At 65.2% G+C, this 19,446-nt stretch carries 14 protein-coding genes; 8 read left to right on the top strand and 6 right to left on the bottom strand.

Features of this window, described 5'->3' with window-relative positions:
• Both C2847_RS03115 and C2847_RS03110 read left to right on the top strand, forming a co-directional pair.
• A partial coding sequence (locus tag C2847_RS03115; protein WP_244187339.1) for a thioredoxin domain-containing protein occupies nucleotides 1–1,651 on the top strand: 1,651 nt, incomplete at its 5' end.
• 121 nt (nucleotides 1,652–1,772) lie between these two features.
• The gene (locus tag C2847_RS03110; protein WP_105317026.1) at nucleotides 1,773–2,975 is read left to right on the top strand and encodes a thiolase family protein; all 1,203 of its coding nucleotides are present in this window, start codon (nucleotides 1,773–1,775) and stop codon (nucleotides 2,973–2,975) included.
• Nucleotides 2,976–2,983: 8 nt separating this feature from the next.
• On the opposite strand, the gene pxpB is transcribed toward C2847_RS03110, so the two are convergent.
• Genes pxpB through C2847_RS03095 form a run of 3 tightly spaced genes read right to left on the bottom strand, consistent with a single transcriptional unit; the run spans nucleotide 2,984 to nucleotide 6,958 of the window.
• Nucleotides 2,984–4,522, bottom strand: coding sequence for a 5-oxoprolinase subunit PxpB (gene pxpB / locus C2847_RS03105; RefSeq protein ID WP_105317025.1), 1,539 nt, complete (start codon nucleotides 4,520–4,522; stop codon nucleotides 2,984–2,986).
• 4 nt (nucleotides 4,523–4,526) lie between these two features.
• On the bottom strand, nucleotides 4,527–6,560 hold the full coding sequence (locus C2847_RS03100) for an MDR family MFS transporter (RefSeq protein ID WP_105317024.1): 2,034 nt from the start codon (nucleotides 6,558–6,560) through the stop codon (nucleotides 4,527–4,529).
• Nucleotides 6,557–6,958, bottom strand: a complete 402-nt coding sequence (locus C2847_RS03095; protein WP_105317023.1) for a MarR family winged helix-turn-helix transcriptional regulator — start codon at nucleotides 6,956–6,958, stop codon at nucleotides 6,557–6,559. Before C2847_RS03095 ends, C2847_RS03100 begins: the two co-directional genes overlap by 4 nt.
• Before the next feature lie 95 nt (nucleotides 6,959–7,053).
• Here C2847_RS03095 and C2847_RS03090 point away from each other — a divergent pair, with 95 nt between their 5' ends.
• A complete protein-coding gene (locus C2847_RS03090) occupies nucleotides 7,054–8,601 on the top strand; it encodes an acyl-CoA dehydrogenase family protein (protein WP_105317022.1) in 1,548 nt (515 codons plus the stop codon).
• Here C2847_RS03090 and C2847_RS03085 read toward each other — a convergent pair.
• From C2847_RS03085 to C2847_RS03075, 3 genes are read right to left on the bottom strand one after another with little or no spacing between them, the layout of a single operon-like run.
• Nucleotides 8,574–10,286 carry an aldehyde ferredoxin oxidoreductase C-terminal domain-containing protein gene (locus C2847_RS03085; RefSeq protein ID WP_105317021.1) on the bottom strand — a complete coding sequence of 571 codons (1,713 nt, stop codon included), beginning with the start codon at nucleotides 10,284–10,286 and terminating at the stop codon, nucleotides 8,574–8,576. The genes C2847_RS03090 and C2847_RS03085 overlap by 28 nt on opposite strands.
• Before the next feature lie 9 nt (nucleotides 10,287–10,295).
• A complete protein-coding gene (locus C2847_RS03080) occupies nucleotides 10,296–11,966 on the bottom strand; it encodes an ABC-ATPase domain-containing protein (protein WP_105317020.1) in 1,671 nt (556 codons plus the stop codon).
• 9 nt (nucleotides 11,967–11,975) lie between these two features.
• Nucleotides 11,976–13,301, bottom strand: a complete 1,326-nt coding sequence (locus C2847_RS03075; protein WP_105317019.1) for an aminotransferase class III-fold pyridoxal phosphate-dependent enzyme — start codon at nucleotides 13,299–13,301, stop codon at nucleotides 11,976–11,978.
• Between the two features lie 89 nt (nucleotides 13,302–13,390).
• Between C2847_RS03075 and C2847_RS03070 the strand changes: the two genes are divergently transcribed.
• Genes C2847_RS03070 through fdhF form a run of 5 tightly spaced genes read left to right on the top strand, consistent with a single transcriptional unit; the run spans nucleotide 13,391 to nucleotide 19,443 of the window.
• Nucleotides 13,391–14,251 carry a metal ABC transporter substrate-binding protein gene (locus tag C2847_RS03070; RefSeq protein ID WP_105317018.1) on the top strand — a complete coding sequence of 287 codons (861 nt, stop codon included), beginning with the start codon at nucleotides 13,391–13,393 and terminating at the stop codon, nucleotides 14,249–14,251.
• A gap of 7 nt (nucleotides 14,252–14,258) precedes the next feature.
• Entirely contained in the window at nucleotides 14,259–15,302 is a 1,044-nt protein-coding gene (galK, locus tag C2847_RS03065; RefSeq protein WP_105317017.1) for a galactokinase, read from the top strand.
• Between the two features lie 35 nt (nucleotides 15,303–15,337).
• Nucleotides 15,338–16,810 carry an NADH-ubiquinone oxidoreductase-F iron-sulfur binding region domain-containing protein gene (locus C2847_RS03060; protein WP_105317016.1) on the top strand — a complete coding sequence of 491 codons (1,473 nt, stop codon included), beginning with the start codon at nucleotides 15,338–15,340 and terminating at the stop codon, nucleotides 16,808–16,810.
• Complete coding sequence (locus tag C2847_RS03055) at nucleotides 16,800–17,402, top strand: 2Fe-2S iron-sulfur cluster-binding protein (protein ID WP_105317015.1); 603 nt, start codon at nucleotides 16,800–16,802, stop codon at nucleotides 17,400–17,402. Before C2847_RS03060 ends, C2847_RS03055 begins: the two co-directional genes overlap by 11 nt.
• 1 nt (nucleotide 17,403) lies before the next feature.
• A complete protein-coding gene (gene fdhF / locus C2847_RS03050) occupies nucleotides 17,404–19,443 on the top strand; it encodes a formate dehydrogenase subunit alpha (RefSeq protein WP_105317014.1) in 2,040 nt (679 codons plus the stop codon).
• The last annotated feature ends 3 nt before the right edge of the window (nucleotides 19,444–19,446 follow it).

Below are 19,446 nucleotides of genomic sequence, written 5' to 3'. Positions count from 1 at the left end.
GGGTAAGATGTGCGTGTCCTCTGCACCCTTCAAGGATACAAGACTTTTACGACAGCCTCTTAGACGGGTCCTCCTGGCGGTAGCCCAGGCCTGGCGGGAGGAACGGGAGGCCATCACCAAAGAGGCGGAACGCCTTTCCCAAGCCCTTTGGCGAAGCCTTACTCCTCCTCCCGGACCCGTGCCCCAGGATGGGGAGCAAAAAGCCTTGTCGTTTCTTGCCCGCTCCTTTGACCCGGAGTGGGGTGGGTTTCTCCCCGCACCCAAGTTCCCCCAGGGTAACCTGCTCCTTTATCTCCTTTCCTTAGCCTGGCGGGGCGAGAAGGAGGCTCGCAGGATGCTCCACAAGACCCTAAGGGCCATGGCCCTGGGTGGGGTCTACGACCAGGTGGGTGGGGGGTTTCACCGTTACGCCGTGGACCGCTTCTGGTACCTCCCCCACTTTGAGAAGATGCTTTACGACAACGCCCTCCTGGCCAGGGTTTACCTAGGGGCTTACCGGGTTTTCGCCGACCCCCTTTTTCTCAGGGTGGCCCGGGAAACCCTGGACTGGCTTCTTTCCATGCAGAGCGCTGGCCAAGGAGGGTTCTACACGGCTTTGGATGCGGAAAGCGAGGGGGAGGAGGGACGCTACTACACCTGGACCCAGGACGAGCTCCAGGCAGCCTTAGGGGAGGATTATCCCCTGGCCCACCGTTATTTTGCCCTGGGGAAGGCCCCGCCCCTGGAGGTAGGAAACCCTCCCGGGTACGTGCTTACCGCCTGGGGTGAGGAAGAGGTAAAGAGGAAGCTGGGGGAGGGCTTTGCGGTCTGGCGGGAGGGCCTCCGGGCTAGGCTTCTTGCCTCGAGGCGATGTCGCATGCCTCCCAACTTGGACGACAAGGTCTTAGCCGACTGGTCTGCCTTGGCGGTGCGGGCCCTGGCCGAGGCAGGCAGGCTTTTAAGGGACGACCGCTACTTGATGGCGGCCCGGCGAGGGGCCCACTTCCTGGTGGAAACCATGCGCAAGAACGGCCTTATACGCCACGTATGGCGGGCTGGGGCCCTGGGGGAAGAGGCTTTCCTCCAAGACCAAAGCTTTACCGCCTTGGCCTTACTGGAGCTTTACACCGCCACCGGCGAGTGGCCCTATCTGGAAAAGGCACGGTCCTTGGCGGAGGTGGCCTGGGAGGTCTTTCGGGGGGAGGGGCTTGAAGGACCAAGCGCCCATCCGGCCCTGAACCCCCTTCCCCTTCCCGCCAAGGAGGTGGAGGAAACCACCCTTCCCTCTGGCAAAAGCGCCCTGGCCGAGGCCTTCTGGCGCCTGCAGGCCGCCTTTGGCGGGGATTACCGAAGACGGGCGCAGTTGCTTTTGGAGGAAGGGGCCCTGTGGCTTGAGCGCCACCCCCACGCCCTCCCTGGCTTGCTCCTGGTTCACCGCCTCCTTAAGGAGGGAACGGAGCTTGCCCTCCCCACGCCCTCCCTGATTCTGGAGTCGGTACGGGAACTCTACCTACCCCTTACCCAGCTGGTGGCGGGGCCAGCGGACGCCCTTCCGGGCCTTCTCGGGAGGGAGCCTGGAAAGGCTTACCTGTGCCGGGAGGGAGCCTGCCGGCTCCCGGTTGAGGAGGTGGGTAGCCTGGTGGAGGAAGTGCAGGCGGTCTATGGTGGGTAATCCTCCTTGCTTGTGTAATTATTCACGATTACAAAAGCTTGTGCTTTTCCTCTCTCTAGCGGGATTGACTTCCCCTCCCAACTCCCCTACACTGTTACCGAACGGTCGGTAAGGGGGTCCCATGCCCGAAGCCTGGATCGTGGAAGCCCTCAGAACCCCCATCGGCAAGCACGGGGGAGCCCTGGCCAGTGTGCGCCCCGACGATCTCCTGGCCCATGTCCTTTCCGCCCTTATGGAGCGAAGCGGGTTGCCCAAGGAGGAAGTGGAAGACGTCTACGCCGGCTGCGCCAACCAAGCCGGAGAAGACAACCGCAACGTGGCCCGCATGGCCCTCCTCCTGGCCGGTTTCCCCGTGGAAGTGGCGGGGTGCACGGTCAACCGCCTCTGCGGATCGGGTCTGGAGGCCGTGGCCCAGGCGGTGCGGGCCATCTGGGCAGGGGAAGGCCAGGTCTACATCGGGAGCGGGGTGGAGTCCATGTCCCGGGCTCCCTTTGTGGTGCCCAAGGCGGAAAGGCCCTTCCCCACCGGCAACCAGGTGATGTACGACACCACCCTGGGCTGGCGCCTGGTAAACCCCAGGATGCAGGCCCTCTACGGCACGGAAAGCATGGGGGAAACCGCGGAGAACCTGGCGGAGATGTACAAGATCCCCCGGGAGGAACAGGACCGCTTCGCCCTCCTCTCCCACCAGAAGGCCATCCGGGCCTGGGACGAGGGACGCTTCCAAGAGGAGGTGGTCCCCGTCCCCGTGAAGCGGGGGAAAGAGGAAGTCCGGGTAGAGGTGGACGAGGGCCCAAGGAGGGACACCTCCCTGGAGAAGCTGGCCCAGCTCAGGCCCGTGTTCCGGGAAGGGGGCACGGTGACCGCGGGAAACGCCAGCCCCCTAAACGATGGGGCCGCCGCGGTCCTCCTGGTCTCCGATGCCTACGCCAAGGCCCACGGCCTCACCCCCCTGGCCCAGGTGCGGAGCATCGCCGTGGCCGGGGTTCCCCCCAGGATCATGGGCATCGGGCCGGTGCCCGCCACCAAGAAGGCCTTGGAACGGGCAGGGCTTACCCTGAAGGACATCGGGCTGATTGAGCTCAACGAGGCCTTCGCCGCCCAGAGCCTGGCCGTGCTCAGGGAGTGGGGTCTGGACATGGAGGACCCCCGCCTGAATCCCAACGGCGGGGCCATTGCCATCGGCCACCCCCTGGGAGCCTCCGGAGCCCGCATCCTGACCACCTTGCTCCACGAAATGCGGCGAAGAAAAGTCCAGTTCGGTCTGGCTACCATGTGCATCGGTGTGGGTCAGGGAATCGCCATGGTGGTGGAGGCGGTGTGAGGCCTCCCCTAACCTTCCCAGGCCAAGGCTGGGAGTATGCGCTTCTTTTCACGATTAAGCTCGCTCGTGAACTTTAGCTCCGCCCCCGGCCACACCTGGCCGAAAAGCCAGAGGTCTCCGGGATGAACCCTAGCCGGCTTGGCATAGCCCCCAAGGCTTCCCTTGTCCACCAAAAGCACCAGGGGGCGCCCGGAAGGCGGCACCTGGATACCTCCTAAGGGTGTGGCCTCGGAAAGCCCTTCCCCCCCGGGTACCTCTGGCCCCAGGAGCTCCACACCCATCCGGTCCGCCCGCACCACCCGGAAGGAGGCGGAAACCAAGGCCCCAAAGGCCTCCCAGGAAAACTGGGGCCCGGGAAGGAAGCGGAGGCGAAAGGTTTCCGGCAAGGGCCTTTGCCGGAAGGCGAGTCCCGGCCGCACCGCCCTTTCCTCCCCCAGGCCCAAGATATCCCCCGCCGCCAACGGGCGACCGATCCTGCCCCGGAGGTCTGGGGATACCGAACCCATAAAGGAACGGCCCTCGAGGGCTCCCGCCACCGCCAAGTAAACCCTGACCCCCCGGCCCTTGGGCCGGAAGGAGAGGGTTTTGCCCCTAGGCCAGAAAAAGCTCCGGCCCGGCGGGATCTCTTCCCCCTCCAGGAGGGCGGTAAGCCCATACCCCGCCACCGCCGCCACCAAATCCCTAAGAGCGCTGAGGACCGGGCCCCGGTAGGCCACCTCCACAAGGGGTGCGCCCGAGGGATTCCCTACCAGGCGGTTGGCCAGGGAGGCGGAGTAGGGATCCAAGGGCCCGGAACGGGCCAGGCCCAGGTGGCCCGCCAGGAACCTGCCCCCATCCACCAACAGGTCCAGAAGACCCGGCTCCTCCACCCGAAGGGCCGGGATCCTGGGCTCCTGGGGAAGTAGGGCCAAGGGGCTGGGCTCCGGGGGAGTGGAACCCTCGGCCTCCCGGAAACGCACCCGGTCCCCGGGCCTGAGGAGAAAGGGTTCCTCCCGATGGGGATCGTAGACCGCCACCAAGGCGGTGCCCAAAAGATGCCATCCCCCAGGGGAGGGCAGGGGGTAGATGCCCGTCTGGGGCCCGGCCATGGCCACCGCATGGGCCGGCACCCGGGGCCTGGGGTGGGGGCGGCGAGGTAGGCGCAAGGCCGGCTCCACGGGAGCCAGGAAGGGAAACCCCGGGGTAAACCCCAGGGCATAGACCCGGTAAAGGGGTGCCTGGTGCAGGCGTTTCACCTCCTCCAGGGGAAGCCCCGTGCGCCTAGCCACCTCAAAGAGATCTTCCCCATCGTAGCGCACGGGGATCTCCACCAGCCTGCTTTCCTCCCCACTTTCGGCCAAGGTGGTGGCGAGGCGGGAAACAAGCCCAAGGAGCCGTTTCCGGGAAAGCCGCTTGGCATCGTACTCCAGGTACAGGGTGCCGTAGGCGGGAACGGCCTCCCAAAGCCCTTCGGGGGGAGCCTTTAGAAGAAGGCCAGCCAGGGCCTGGGCCATGCGGTTGGCCTCCTCGGAAAGCCCCTCGCCAAAGGCCAGGTAGAACCCGTCCACCCCTTCACTCTAGCGAAGGCTGGGGCCCAAGGCCTCCCGAAAGCTCCAGGTCCGGCAGAAACACCAGGGTCGCGAGGGAAAGGGCAATAAAGAGGGCGCTAAGGAGAAAGATGCTCCGGAGAGCCTCTACGATGCCCTCCTGCAAGGCTTCCTTGAGCTTGAGCCGAACCGCCTCGAGGCGGGACACCACCTGGGCAGGCACCTGGGATAGGGCCTGAGCCTCCGCCCTTTTCAAGGAAGCCTGCGCCTGGACCACCACCCCGTCCTCCAGGGTTTTAAGCTGGGACATCACCCGGGCCCTAAGGGCTGGGGAGGGAGGTGCGGCAAGGAATCCCTCGAGGCTTTTCCCCCAGGGCAGCTGGAAAAGGGCTTCCCTGGCCCTCACATCCCCGGACCAAACCCGCTCCAGCAAGGCCAGAGTCCCCTGGGCAACCCCGCCGGGGAGGAGAAAAACCTTTATCTCGGGCGACAAGGTGGGATCCGCCAAAAGCGCCTTCCGCGCCCCTTCGTCCCCCCGTAAGGCCTTGGCCACCTGTTCCCTCACCTCGGCGAACTGGGTGGGAATGCCCCCGGGCCTCAGGGACCGCTTGAAATCCCCGGGCAGGAAGGGATCCGCCATTAAGGCCTGGTAGGCTTCTTCCTCCCCCTTGAGGGCCTTTACCAGCAAGTCCTCGAGGCGGGTAAACTCCCGGTCCAGGTCCAGGGCCATCCCCTCCCCCGCACGGCTCAGGGCAGGGGTGGAAGTTCCCGAGGGAAAAGCACCCTGGAGGTGGTCCGTGAGGCTTTGAGCCAGGATGGTCCCCAGCAAAGCGATCCCCATGGTGGACCCGATCTGGCGCATGAACTGGACCATGCTGGTCCCACTCCCCATGCGTTCCCTGGGCAGGCCGCTTTGCGCCACGATGTTGAGGACGCTCTGGGCTGGACCCAAGCCAAGGCCCAGCAGGAAGAATAGACCCACCACCTCCGCCAGAGGGGTCCCCACCGTGAGGGTGAAGTGGAGAACCAGGAAAAGGGCCAACAGAAACCCGGCGCTGGTGAGGAGGAGGGCCTTGTACCGCCCGAAACGGGCCAGGAGCTGCCCGCCGCCAAAACTTCCCACCACCACGCCCAGGGTCAAGGGCAGGACGGTGATCCCGCTTTGGCTGGCGGAAACCCCCTTCACCACCTGCAGGTATAGGGGCAGGAAGGCTACCGCCCCCAGAAAGGCCGGGCCATAGAAGAAGGTCGCCACCGCCGAGAGGCTGAACACCCTTCCCCGGAAAACCGAGAGGTCAAACAGCGGGTAGGGAAGCCGGATCTCCGCCCAAATCCAAAGGAGAAGCCCTAGGAAAGCCAAGGTGAAAAGCCCCAGGATCGCTGAACTCCCCCAAGGGTACGTGCTTCCTCCCCAGGAAAAGGCCAGCATAAGGGGGACTGTCCAGAGGACGAGGAGCATGGCCCCCAGGAAGTCGAAGGGTTCCCGGCCTTCAGGCCGAAGCCTGGGCATGTAGCGCAGGATGAACCCCAGCGCCACCGCCCCCACGGGCATGTTGATGTAAAACACCCACCTCCAGGAAAGGTGGTCGGTGAGGAGACCTCCCAGCCAGGGCCCCACCGCGGAGGAAAGGCCGAAAATAGCTCCGAAAGCCCCCGCCAGCTTGCCCCGCTGACGAGGGGGAAAGAGCACAGCGATGGTGGTTAGGGCCAGGGCGAAAAGAGCCCCACCCCCCACTCCCTGTAGCCCCCGGAAGAGGATAAGCTGGGTCATGTTCTGGGACAGCCCGGAAAGGGCCGATCCCAGAAGGAAAAGGCTTACCGCCCAAAGCAAAACCGCCTTGCGAGAGAAGAGCTCCGTGAGCCTACCGAAGATGGGAGCAGAAACCGTGGAGGTGAGGAGGTAGCTGGTGGTGACCCAGGCGTAGTACTCGGCTCCCCTAAGCTCTCCCACAATGCGGGGCATGGCGGTGGACACGATGGTCTGGTCCAGGGCTGCCAGCAAAACCCCCAGCAGGACCCCGATCATGGTGAAGCGAACCTCTTGTGGTGTGGGATTCATGCTTCCTCCAACCTGCCCAGTAACTCCAACAAGTGCGCTATTTCCTCCGGCTTAAGCCGGGCGAGGCGCCGCCTGAGCGCCGCTTCCATAAGCCCTTCCGCTTGCCGCAAGGCGCTCCTTCCCTTCTCCGTAAGGCGAAAGCTGAAGCGGCGAAGGTCCTTGTTGTCCAAGAAGCGCTCCAAGAAGTTCTTTTCCTCAAGCCTCCTCAGCATATGGCTTACGGTGGGCGGGGGCAGGCCCATGTGCCGGGCGGCATCCGAGGGATATGGGTGAGTATCCACCACCCGGAGCAACCAGGCCTCCAGGCCGGAAAGGTCCAGGGCCTCGAGGCCCTCCTCCATCTCCTCGCGCAAGGCTCGCTGCAAACGCCAGATCCGGCCCATCACCTCCCAAATCATGCGGTCATATTATTTCAACAAAAACTATTTGAGTGTGAATTGCCTCACCTTGACGCGCCTTCCTCCCGGGATTAGCCTGGGACCCGGAGGAAACCATGAGGGCGCTCTTTTACAGCCAGGGCGAGGATCATTATCAGCTTGACCCGGACCTAAAAGCGATATTAGGCACTTTTGCTCCCGGCCTCCCCCAAGAGGAGCTCTCCACCTTCGGGAAGCTGGTAGGGGAAGAGGTGTTGGAGGTGGCCCACCACGTGGACCAGGATGCCCCGCCCCGCCTCCAGATGCACGACCTGGATGGGAACCGTATAGACCGGGCCCTCCTCTCCCCTGCGCAAAAGGCTCTTTTGGAGAAGCTTCGCCCCATGATCCGCCCCGCCTATGAGGGCCGGGGCTGGTCCCTCCACTACGCTTTTGGGTACCTCCTGGCGGATGGAGGGCTTTACTGCATCCTCACCATCACCCACCAGGTGGCCTACGCCCTCCACAAGTACGCCCCTGAGCACGAAGGGGTGAAGCGGGAGCTCCTTTACGGCCCGGCCTTCGGCGCCACCTGGATGACAGAGATCCAGGGAGGAAGCGACCTGGGGGCCAACCGCACCGCGGCCCGGCGGGAGGGAAACGCCTACCGCCTTTACCGGGGGGATAAGTACTTTGCCTCGGGGGCGGGCCTGGCCGACTACGCCATCGTCACCGCCAGGCCGGAGGGAGCCCCGGCCGGCCCCAAGGGCCTTGGCCTCTTCCTCCTGCCCCGGGAGGTGGAGGGGAGGCTGAACTTCACCGTGCGCCGGTTTAAGGAAAAGCTGGCCACCCGGGCTGTGCCCTCGGGGGAGGTGGAGCTGGAGGGAAGCCTGGCCTACCCCATCGGCAGGCTGGAGGAAGGCATTTACTACACCCTGGAAAACCTCACGGTGAGCCGGCTGGCCAACGCGGCCGCCGCCATGGGCATCGCCAAGAAGGCCCACCTCGAGGCCCTCTTCCGGGTAAGGAGGCGGACAGCCTTCGGGAAGACCCTCCTCCAGCACGACCTCATTCAGCACGACCTCCTGGAGATGCGCCTGAGGCAGGTGGGAGGCACCGCCCTGGCCTTTCTGGCCATCCAGGCCTTTGACCAAGCCTGGGAGGAAAGGCCCCCCTACAGCGAGGGCTACCACCTGGCCCGCCTCCTCTCCCACCTGGCCAAGGGGCGCACCGCCGAGCACGCCAGCGCCATCACCGCCCTCGCCATGGAACTCTTCGGGGGCCTGGGCTTCTTAGAGGAGTACGGGGTGGCCCGCTGGCACCGGGAAGCCCTTATCACCCCCATCTGGGAGGGCCCCGCCAACATCCAGGCCCTGGACATGCTGGAGGCCATCCTCAAGAAGCGCGCCCACGAGCCCCTCTTGGCCATGCTAGGGGGAAGCCCCAGGGCCCAGGCCGAGGCGCACAAGATCCTCAAGAAGCTGCAAGAGGAAGGACCCTGGTACGCCAAGGAGGCCCTTAGGGCTTTGGCAGACGCGGTGACGGTCTACGCCTTGGAGAAGGTGGCCGCCGAACCCTTCCCCGAGCTTGCGGAGCTCTACGCCCGCCGCTTCCTTAAAGGGGAAACCCTTCCCCCCTCCGCCCAGAGGCCTGAGCTTTACGACCCTTGGTCCAGCCTCTCGTAAAGGGGCGCCAGGTCCTCGGGGCGGAAGCGGGCGGTGTAGCCCTTGGGCGGAAGGGGTTCCTCATAGAAGAAGCCCGGGAGGCGGTCATCCTGGTGGGTGAAGCCCGCCAGGTGGTTAAAGCGATGTTCCAGGCGCAAAACCCCTTCCCCCAGCTCACGCCAGAAGGCAGGGGTCAGGTTCGTGCCCAGGGCGGCGTTTAGGCTTTCCACCGCGAACTCCACCTGCTTGTTGGTGACGCTTCCCCCGAAGACGCAAAGGCCCAGGGCGTCGTTGGCGGCGGCGTTTACCTGGGCCTGGTAACTGGCCTCGAGGACCTCCTCCACGGGCATGGCCCGGGTTTCCAGGCGCGGGGCATTCCCCGCGGTGTGGTCCGCCCCCTGGGCGGTGATCATCATGGTGATCCCCGTGGCCTCCACCACCCTGGGATCGTAGGCGCTGATGGCCTGGCGCTTGATGACGGGAACCCGCTTAAGCCCAAGCGCCTCCCCCACCCGGGCGGTGCCTTGGGCCAGGAAGCGGGCCTCCTCGCTTGGGGTGTAGAGGGCTTTGAGCCTGGCCTCCATGAAGGCAAAGTCCCCAAAGTCCGCCTCTCCCTTTTCCATGAAAAGGGCCAAGGTGGCCCCGGTTTCGATGGTGTCGATGCCCAGGTCGTTGGCCAGGCGGTTCAGGCGGGCGAGGGCATCCGGGTCGGTGAGGCCGCAGTTGGTGCCCAAAAGGCCGATGGTCTCGTACTCCAGGGGGGAAACCACCTCCTCCCCTTTTTCGTCCACGATGACGTTGGAGCACTGGATCACGCATCCGGGCATGCAGGCGTGGGTGTGTTTCCCTCCCCGGGCCTTGTTGAGGGGAGCGATGTACTGGCCGCCCATGCGGAACTCCTCCGGGGAGGCCAGCTGGCCCTGGCGAAAGTTCCTCACCGGCAGTCCCCCGAAGGCATTCTGGAAGTCCGCCATTCCCATGGTGCCGATGGCGTTGTAGAACTTCATCACCAAGGGGTCCTGGCGCAAAAGCTCCGCATAGCGGCGGATGGCCCCGGTAACCTTGGGCTTGTCCCAGACCTCCACCTTCCCCGGCACCTCCACCACGATGGCCTTGACCCGCTTGCTTCCCATCACCGCTCCCACGCCCCCCCGGGCCGCCAAGCGGGAAGGCCTGCCGTCGATGTCGGAAAAGGCGATGCCCGAAAGGAGGCCCAGGTACTCCCCCACCGGCCCCAAAAGGGCGAAGGCAATCTTTCTGCCGTAGGCGGCAAAGAGCTTGGCCGCCGCCTCAAAGTTCCCGAGGCCCAGGAGGTCCTCCGCCGGGTCGAAGAAGACCTGGCCCCCCCGGGTGATGCGGAGGACCACCCAGTCGGGGCTTGCCCCCTCGAGGACCAGGTGGGAAAGCTTCATCTGGCCTAGGGCGTAACCAAAGGTGCCGCCCCCATTGGCCTCCTTGATGCCCAAGGTCAGGGGACTTCGCGTGCCCACGCTGGTGCGGTTGGCGTTGGAAAACCCCGTACCCGCCAGGGGGCCGATGGCGAAGACCAAGGGGTTTTCCGGGGAAAAGGGGTCCAGCCGGTAAGCCTCCCGCTCCATGAGGATCCTTCCCGTGCGGTACCGGCCCCCATAGGCCACCTCCTCCGGGGAAGCAGCCTGCCAGTAAACCCGTTTATCCCTAAGGTCAACCTTTAAAGACCGCCACATATGGAGAGCTTACTCCTCCACCCGCCTTACCTCCAGGCCCCGAAGCCGGTTCACCGCCGCCCCCAGCTCCAAAGGGCGTACCTCCGCCACCTCGGGGGCCTCTTCCAGGGAAAAAAGATCCTCTGCCCCTTCCAGCACCGCCTCCACCAGCTTACGCAAGGGCGTCTTGCCGTCCGCCTGCCGCCAAAGCCGCTGGAACCACGCCCCCAAGGCCCGCACCTGGGCGTTTTCAAAAAGGTCCAAGGCGGATAGGTCCACCACCTCCTCCCCGTATACCAGCTCCCTGAAGCCCCGACCCTTCACCCGGGCCTTCCTGCCCCGCCCGGGATCAAAGCTTTCGGGCAAGGGGGCCCGGGAAGCCACGGCAAGGGGATACCCAGGCTCGCCAAAAGCCCGCCCCGTGAGATGGGCTTGGGCGATGGCCTTAGCCTCCAGGGTGGCCTCCCTCGGCCGGTACTCCTCCAGAAGCAAGACCGTGTCCGCCAGGTCCAGGTAGTCCCCCACCCCGCCCACCACCAGGACCAGGCTCACCCCCCTGGCCTTAAAGTCCTGAACCCGGTCCAAAAGGGGGGTGAGGGTTTCCCGCCGCACCAGGGCCTGCATGCGGGCATCCCGCACCAGGAGGTTGGTGGCGGAGGTATCCTCGTCCAGGAGAAGCACCCGGGCGCCTAGCTCCAGGGTCTCCAAGATGGCGGCCGCCAAACTGGTGGACCCCGAGGCATCCTCCGTGGAGAAGAAGGAGGTGTCCTGGCCCAGGGGAAGGTCGTGCACGAAGGGCCTTAAGTCCACGCCCTTCACGCTTCGGCCGTCTTCGGACTGGACCCTATGCGCCAGGGCATGGGTCACCACCCACTCCCGCCCGTCCCCAGGCACGTGGGGATAAACCCCGTGAATCAGGGCCTCGAGGAGGGTGGTCTTCCCATGGAACCCCCCGCCGGTGATGAGGGTGAGGCCCTCGGGAAGGCCCATCCCAACGACCTCGCCCTTGTGAGGTACCCGAAAGGAGACCCGCAAGGAAGGAGGGCTTTGGAAGGGGACCGCACCCCTTAAGGGCCTCTGGCTTACCCCGCTTTCCCGGGGGAGGATGGCCCCATCCCCCACAAAGGCCACCAGGCCCCTTTGGGAAAGGTTTTCCTGGATGTGGGCGAAGTCCTCGGCCTGGTGGATGTGGGCAAGAAGCCCCCTCCCGTCCAGCTCCACCAAGAAGGCCGAGAGGTGTTCTACGAGCGCCCGGAAAAGCCTCGCCGCCTCCTTGCCCAGAATCCTCCGGCCCGAGGCGGGAAGCCCCACCCGGAAGCGCAAGTAAAGCGCTTCCTGGCCAAGATGGGCCCCGGCCCGCCGCAACACCTTGGGGCTTTCCACCTCCACCAAGACCCTCCCCGAGTGGCCGCTACCCCCCACATGGGGCAGGTGACGGAAACGGGCCTTGAGGGCCCTGAGGAGGAAGTCCTCCACCGCCACGCGGCCCATAGGGTGGCGGTAAACCCGAAGTTTCCCCACCGCCTTGGCCGGGTAGCGCACCTCCAAAACGCTTGGGGCGGCGAAGGGATCTCCCTGCACGTGGACAAAGCGCAGATTAAACCCCTCACCCCTCCAGGTTCCCTTCAGATCCTTGTAAAAAGGGTAAGGCCTCCCCTCGAGGGAGGCCAGGAAAGGGAAGAGCTCCTCCAGCCGCCGCACCCTTCCAGGTTAGCCCAAAGCCTCCACCTCCACCTGCCTGAGGGCGCGGGAAAGGCGCTCCACACCTTCCAAGAACTCCTCCTCCTTTATCGTGAGGGGTGGGGCCACCACCAGGATGTTGTGCTTGGCCAGGAGGTAAACCCCCTCCTGCCGCAAGGCCTTTTGCAGGGCCTGCATGGCCGGGCTAAAGGGCGCGTGCCAGGGGGAAAGGGGTTCCTTGGTGCCCCGGTCCCGAACCAGCTCCAAGGCGTAAAAGGCCCCAAGCCCCCGGACATCCCCCACCACGGGATGCCGGTCCTTTAGGGCCTTCAGGCTTTCCTGGAAGAAACCCTCCATGGCCAAAACCCGCTCAAAGAGGCCTTCCTCCCGGTAGGCCTCGAGGGCGGCCAACCCCGCCGCCACCGCCAAGGGATGACCAGAGTAGGTGTGCCCTGTGGGCAAGGGATTCTCGTCAAAGTAGCGGGCCAGGGTCTCCCGCACGAGCACCCCTCCTAAGGGCACATAGGCGGAGGTGACCCCCTTGGCGAAGGTGATGAGGTCGGGGACCACGCCAAACCGCAGGGCGGCAAAGGCTGCCCCCAGGCGCCCAAAGCCGGTCATCACCTCGTCAAAGACCAGAAGAATGCCATGCCGATCGCAAAGGGTCCGCACCCCCTCGAGGTACCCTTCCGGGTAGACGATGACGCCATTGGAGCCCACCACGGGCTCTAAGAAGATGGCCGCCACCCGCTTGGGATCCTCGTGGAGGAGAACCCTCTCCAGGTGGTCCAGGGCCCGGGCGGTTTCCTCCTTGGGGTCTTCCGTGTAAAAGGGGCTCCGGTAGGGATAGGGGGCGAAGAAGTGGACCACCCCGGGGGCGTTGCCTGGCTCAGAGGGCCAGCGGCGGTTTTCCCCGGTAAGGCTGGCGGAGGCGTGGGTGGCCCCGTGGAAGGACCGGTAGGCGGCAAGGACCTTGAAGCGGCCCGTGAGGTGGCGCACGAACTTCAGGGCGTCCTCATTGGCCTCGGTGCCCGAGGGGGCGAAGAAAACCCTGGCCCCTTCGGGCCAGGGGGAGAGGTCGGACAAGGCCTTGGCAAGAAGGGCCCGCTTATCGTGGAAAAAGCTAGGGGCCGCATAGGCCAGGGTGGCCGCCTGCTCGGCAATGGCCCGCACCAGCCTAGGGTGGCCATGGCCCAGGTTCAAGGCCACCAGGCCGCTGGAAAGGTCCAGGTAGCGCCGCCCCTCCTCGTCGTACAGCCAGACTCCCTCACCCCGCACCACCAAGGGGGGGTCAAGGGGAGCCTGGGCCACCCAGGGGGTAAGGACGTGCTTCTTGTGGAGGGCTTTTAGGCTCATTTCCCCCTGAGTATACCGTGCCCCTTCATAAGCCAGTGGGCGGCCCAAGGGGGCTTGCGGCTATAACGATAATAGTTTATCATTACCTTATGTCACGGTTAGCCCTGCTGTTCCTCCTCTTTTCCCCTGCCTGGGCCCAGGTGCAGGTGGTGGCCACCACCCCCCTTCTGGCCGACCTGGTGTCCCAGGTGGGGGGGAACCGGGTCAAGGTGGAAAGCGTGGTCCCCCCAGGGGCCGACCCCCACACCTTTGAACCTACTCCCAGTACCGCCAAAAACCTAGCCCGAAGCCGCCTTCTCTTCGCCAATGGCCTGGGCCTCGAGGCCTTCTTGCCCAAGCTGCAAAGCCTTCTCCCCCAAGGCGCCCGGGTGGTGAAGCTGGCGGAAGGGCAACCCGGCCTCATCTGCCAGGAGGAACACCAAGAGGAAAGCCCGGAGGAACAGGGGCACGCCCACGGCCCCTGCAACCCCCACCTGTGGCTCGACCCCACCTATGCCCTGCGCTATGCCGAGCGCATCGCCCAGGAACTCTCCCAGCTGGACCCCAAAGGAAAGGCCCTCTACCAGACCAACCTAAAGCGCCTTAAGGCGGAGGTGGAAAGGCGGGATAAGGCCTTCCAAGCCTGCAACCTAAAGGGCCTCAAGGTGGTCACCCAGCACGATGCCTTCGCCTACTTTGCCCATCGCTATGGCATCCAGGTGGTGGGAAGCCTCACCGCCTCGGGGGTGCAGGAGGCGGGAAGCCGCACCTTCCTCACGCTCCTGGAGCGAGCGCGCCGGGAGGGGGTAAAGCTGGTCCTGGCTGAACCCCAGTTCCAGGGAACCGCCCTCAAGGCCCTGGCTGAGGCCCTGGGAGCCCGCATCGTCGTCCTCTATACCGACACCCTGGACCGAAGGGTGCCCACCTATCTGGATCTACTGGACCATAACCTCAAAGCCCTATGCCCATAATGGAGGCATGGGGTTTAAAGAAGTCTTCGGTACCCTGCCCGAGGCCAGCGCCCAGGCCCCGGGGCGGGTGAATCTCTTGGGGGAACACACCGACTATCAGGAGGGCTACGTCCTTCCCACCCCCCTCCCCTACTTCACCCAAGTGGAGGCCGCCAAAGGGGAGGGCCGGGTAGAGGCCTACAGCGAGGAGCTCAAGGAGCTCAGGGCCCGGCCTTTGGAAAGCCCGGCCCAGGGGGACTTTCTGGACTACCTCCTGGGGGTGGTCTGGGCCCTGAGGGAGGCGGGGTACGAGGTTCCCGGGGCTCGCTTTTACGTGCGGAGCAGGGTACCCATAGGGGCGGGGCTTTCCAGCTCCGCGGCCCTCGAGGTGGCGGCGCTAAAGGCCCTGCGCCTCCTCTACCGCCTACCCCTTTCCGACAAGGAAATCGCCCTTCTGGGCCAGAAGGCGGAGGTGGAGTACGTGGGGGTGCGCTGCGGCATCATGGACCAGATGGCCGCCAGCCTGGGCGAGGTGGGCAAGGCCCTCTTCCTGGACACCCGGACCTTGGAACACGAGAACCTACCCCTTCCTCCAAGAAGCCGGGTGGCGGTCCTAGACCTGGGCTTAAAGCGGCGCCTGGCCAGCGCCGGGTACAACGAAAGGCGCAAGGAAGCGGAGGAGGCAGCCAGGCGGCTTGGGGTGCGAAGCCTTAGGGACATCGGGGACCTTTGCCTGGTGGAGAGCCTTCCCTCCCCCTTGGACAAAAGGGCGCGGCACATCGTGGGAGAGAACCTCCGGGTGCTAAGGGGGGTAGAGGCCCTACGAAGAGGGGACGCCCGGGCCTTCGGCGAACTGATGGTGCAAAGCCATCGCTCCCTCTCCCAAGACTACGAGGTGAGCCTCCCGGAACTGGACACCCTGGTGGAGGAAGCCCTGAGGGCCGGGGCCTATGGGGCCAAGCTCACGGGGGCAGGGTTCGGCGGGGCGGTGGTGGCCCTGGTGCCCGAAGACCGCATGGAAGGTTTTCAAAACCACCTCCTCTCCCGTTTTCCCCATCTCCGCATCCTTTGACCGGCCCAGCCCCCTCGGCCAGGTAAGCTAAGGGCATGGAAAAGCCAAGCCTCCTCCCCCTCCTGGATGCCCGCCTTCCCCTAAGCGAGGAGAAGGTGGCCGAGGCGACCCGGCTGGCCGGGGTACCCCTGGCCCAGGCCTGGGGGGTGGTGCGCTACTACCCCAGGTACCGGGGCCTGCCCCAGGGGAGGCTCCTGGTGGACGATCCCGTGGCCCGGGCCCGGGGATTCGCCCGCCTCCTAGAGGAAGCCGACGGAACCCATCCTCCCTTGGGCCTCGAGGCCCTCTCCCCCATCCACGTGCGGGTGGAAGGGGAGAAACGCTATGTGGAATGGGAAGGCCGGCTCATCCCCTTTAAGGAGTTTCGCCTTCCCTTCGCCCTAGGGCATGGGAACCGGCTCCTTCCTCCCGAACCCATCCTGGAACTTGCCCAGTATGAGGCGTTGGGGGGGTTGGTGTTCTTGCGGAGGGCCCTGAAAAACCTCCTGGCCCCGGAGGCCATCCTCCGGGCTGTGGAGGAGGCTGGGCTCCTGGGCCGGGGAGGAGCCGCCTTTCCCGCCCACATCAAGATGCGGGCCGTGGCCCGGGGGGAACCCCCCAGGTATCTGGTGGTGAACGCCGACGAATCGGAACCGGGCAACTTCAAGGACCGCTTTCTCCTGGAGCACCATCCCTTCCTGGTTCTGGAGGGGACCCTTCTGGCCGCCTTGGCCATAGGGGCCAGCCGGGTCTTCCTCTACGTGCGGGATGAGTTAGAGGCTGCCATGCTGGGCCTGGAAAAGGCCATCGCCGAACTGCAGGAAGCCGGTCTCCTCCCCGTCCCCACCGAGGTCTTCCGCAGTGGAGGCCTTTATATCTGCGGCGAGGAAACCGCCCTTCTGGAGTCCATGGAGGGCAAAAGGGCCGAGCCCCGCCTAAAGCCCCCTTTTCCCGTGGAAAAAGGCCTGTGGGGAAGGCCCACCCTGGTGCAAAACGTGGAAACCCTGGCCAACCTGCCCCTGATCCTGAGGGAGGGCCCGGGAACCTGGCGCGAAAAGGAGCCCAAGCTTTTCTCCATCACTGGGGACGTGGCCAGACCGGGGCTTTACGAGCTTCCCCTGGGAACATCCTTGGAAGACGCCTTACGGAAAGCTGAAGGCGAGCCAGAGGCGCTGAAGGCCGTGCTCCTGGGCGGAGCCGCAGGGGTGTTTACCCGCGATTTCGCCTTCCCTTTGCGCTACAAGGGTAGGCTCCCCTTGGGAGCCGGCGCCATCGTGGCCTTCGGAAAGGAGGTGGACCTATGGGAAGTCCTTTTGGGCCTGGCCGAGTTTTTCCGGGAGGAGTCCTGTGGGAAGTGCTTCCCCTGTCCTTTGGGCACGGCGGTACAGGTGGAGATGGTGAGGCGGCGGGAAAGGAACCGGGACCTGGTTCACCACCTGGGACAGGCCCTCAAGGGAAGCCTGTGCGGCTTGGGCCAGTCCGCCTACTGGGCCTACCAAAGCCTGTTGGAGGTGGAAGGTGCGGCTTAAGGTGAACGGGCATGAGGCGGAGGTCCAGGAGGGAACCCTCCTCCTGGAGATCACGGATCCTCCCCACCTGTGCTACCATCCCCACGCGGAAACCCGGGGGCTTTGCCGCCTCTGCCTGGTGGAGGTGGATGGCCGCCTCCTTCCCGCCTGCACCACCCAGGCTCAGGAGGGCATGGAGGTGAGAACGGACACGGAGGACCTCCGAATCCTCCGCCGAACCCTCCTGGAATGGCTAGCCCTGACCACGGACCTGAGCCAGGCCCCCTCCCTTTTAGAGCTCCTGAAGGCCCATCAGGGCCGACCCCAACGTTGGGGCAGCGTATCCCTGAGCCGAAGGGAGCGGGAGCCCATCCGGGACAATCCCTTCTTCCTCAGGGACTACGCCAAGTGCGTGAACTGCCGCCGTTGCGTGGATGCCTGCGGGGACGGGATCATGGGGGTGTACGCCCTCACCCTGGAGGGAAAGGGCCTCATGGCCCACCCCACCACCCCCCTGGACCGGCCCCTTCCCGAAACCCCCTGCGTCTTCTGCGGCAACTGCGTCCAGGTTTGCCCCACAGGGGCCCTCAGGCCCTTGAGCATGGAGGTGTAGGATGCGCACCACGTGCCCTTACTGCGGCGTGGGTTGCCAGGTGGAGCCCGAGATCCAAGGGGGCCGCATCCTCCGGGTGCTCGCCCCCGACATCCCCCCTAACCACGGGGCTCTTTGCGTGAAAGGCCGCTTTGGCCTGGACTTTCCCTTCTCGGGAAAGCGCCTCCTCTACCCCATGGTGCGGGAAGACCGCCGCCAGGCCTTCCGCCGGGTTAGCTGGGACGAGGCCCTGGACTATACGGCAAGCAAGCTTCTCGCCGTGCTGAAAAGGCGAGGCCCCGAGGCCCTCGCCGTCTTCCCCTCCGCCAAGACCACCAACGAGGAGGTCTATCTTACGCAGAAACTGGCCCGCGCCCTCCTCTTTACCAACCACGTGGACCACTGCTCCAGGCTTTGCCACTCCTCCTCCACCGTGGCCCTTTCCCGTTCCCTGGGCGGGGCCAGCATGACCAATCCCATAGAGGACATCTGGAAAACCGATCTCTTCCTGGTGGTGGGCTCCAACACCACGGAAACCCACCCGGTCATCGCCGCCATGATCAAAAAAAGGGTCCGCCAAGGGGCCCAAATGATCGTGGTAGACCCCCGTTACACCGGCATGGCCGAGGCCGCCACCCTGTGGCTACGGATACGCCCGGGCACCGATCTTTTCCTCCTGAACGCCATGGCCCGCTATATCCTCGAGGAGGGGCTCTGGGACCAAGGGTACGTGGAGGAGCGCACCGAGGGCTTCGCCGAGTGGCAAGCCTCCTTGCTACCCTACACCCTGGAGGAAGCCGAGCGCATCACCTCTGTGGAAAAGGAGAAAATCGCCCTAGCCGCCCGGCTCTACGCCACCACGGAACGGGCCGGGGCCTACTGGGCCATGGGAGTCACCCAGCACACCAAAGGGACTGCCACCGCCCAGGCCCTGGTGAACCTGGCCCTTCTCACGGGCAATGTGGGGAAGGAGGGGGCGGGCCTGAACCCCTTAAGGGGACAGAACAACGTGCAGGGGGCAGGGGACATGGGAGCGCTGCCCGATGTCCTCCCCGGGTACCTGAAGGTGTCGGACCAAGCAGCAAGGAAACGCTTTGAGGCCCTCTGGGGGGTGGAGTTGAACCCCGAGCCGGGCCTACGCATGACCGAGGTCTTCGAGAGAATCCCCGAGGTGGAGGCCATCTACCTCATCGGGGAGGACCCTGTGACCAGCGAGCCCCATCAAGACCACCTGAAGGCCAAGCTGGAGGCCCTCCCCTTCCTTGTGGTGCAGGACATCCTGGAAAACGAGACCACTCCCTTTGCCCACGTGGTCCTGCCGGCGGCCAGCTTCCTGGAAAAAGACGGCACCTTCACCAACACCGACCGCAGGGTCCAGAGGATCCGGAAGTTGCTGGACCCCCCAGGGGAGGCCCGGCCCGATTGGTGGATCGTCCAGGAGCTGGGCAAGCGCCTGGCCCAGGCCTTGGGCCGTCCATGGACCCTCTACCCCGGCCCCGAGGCCATCTGGGAGGAGGTCCGCAGGGCCATTCCGGAGATAATGGGCGGGGTCACTTACCGCCGGCTGGAAAGCGAGGGCGTTCGCTGGCCCTGCCCCCAGGAGGACCATCCCGGCGAGGCGGTGCTTTTCCGAGAGCGCTTCAACACCCCCTCGGGGAAGGCCCGCTTCTTCCCCGTGCACTTCACCCCTCCGGCGGAAACCCCTTCGGAGGAGTACCCCTTTACCCTTTCCACCGGCCGGGTCCTCTTCCACTGGCACGGGGGCACCCTAAGCAGGAACAGCCAGCTCAAGGAAGCCTACCCCGAACTCAAGGTGGAGGTGAACCCCAAGGACGCCCAGAAACTGGGTATAGGGGATGGGGAGGTCATCCAGGTGGTAAGCCGCCGAGGCCGGATCCGGGCCCGGGCCTGGGTCACGGACCGCACCCCCGAAGGAGTGGTCTACGCTCCCTTCCACTTCGCCGAAGCCCCCGCCAACCGCCTCACCCTGGACGCTCTGGATCCCTTCAGCCGCATCCCCGAGTACAAGGTGGCGGCGGTGCGCCTGGAAAAGCTGGATTGAGAA

This window comes from Thermus tenuipuniceus, assembly GCF_002964845.1.
GTDB classification, from domain to species: Bacteria; Deinococcota; Deinococci; order Deinococcales; family Thermaceae; genus Thermus; species Thermus tenuipuniceus.
Note: the sequence above shows the minus strand (reverse complement) of the source record. Positions and strands in the feature narration are given on the sequence as shown.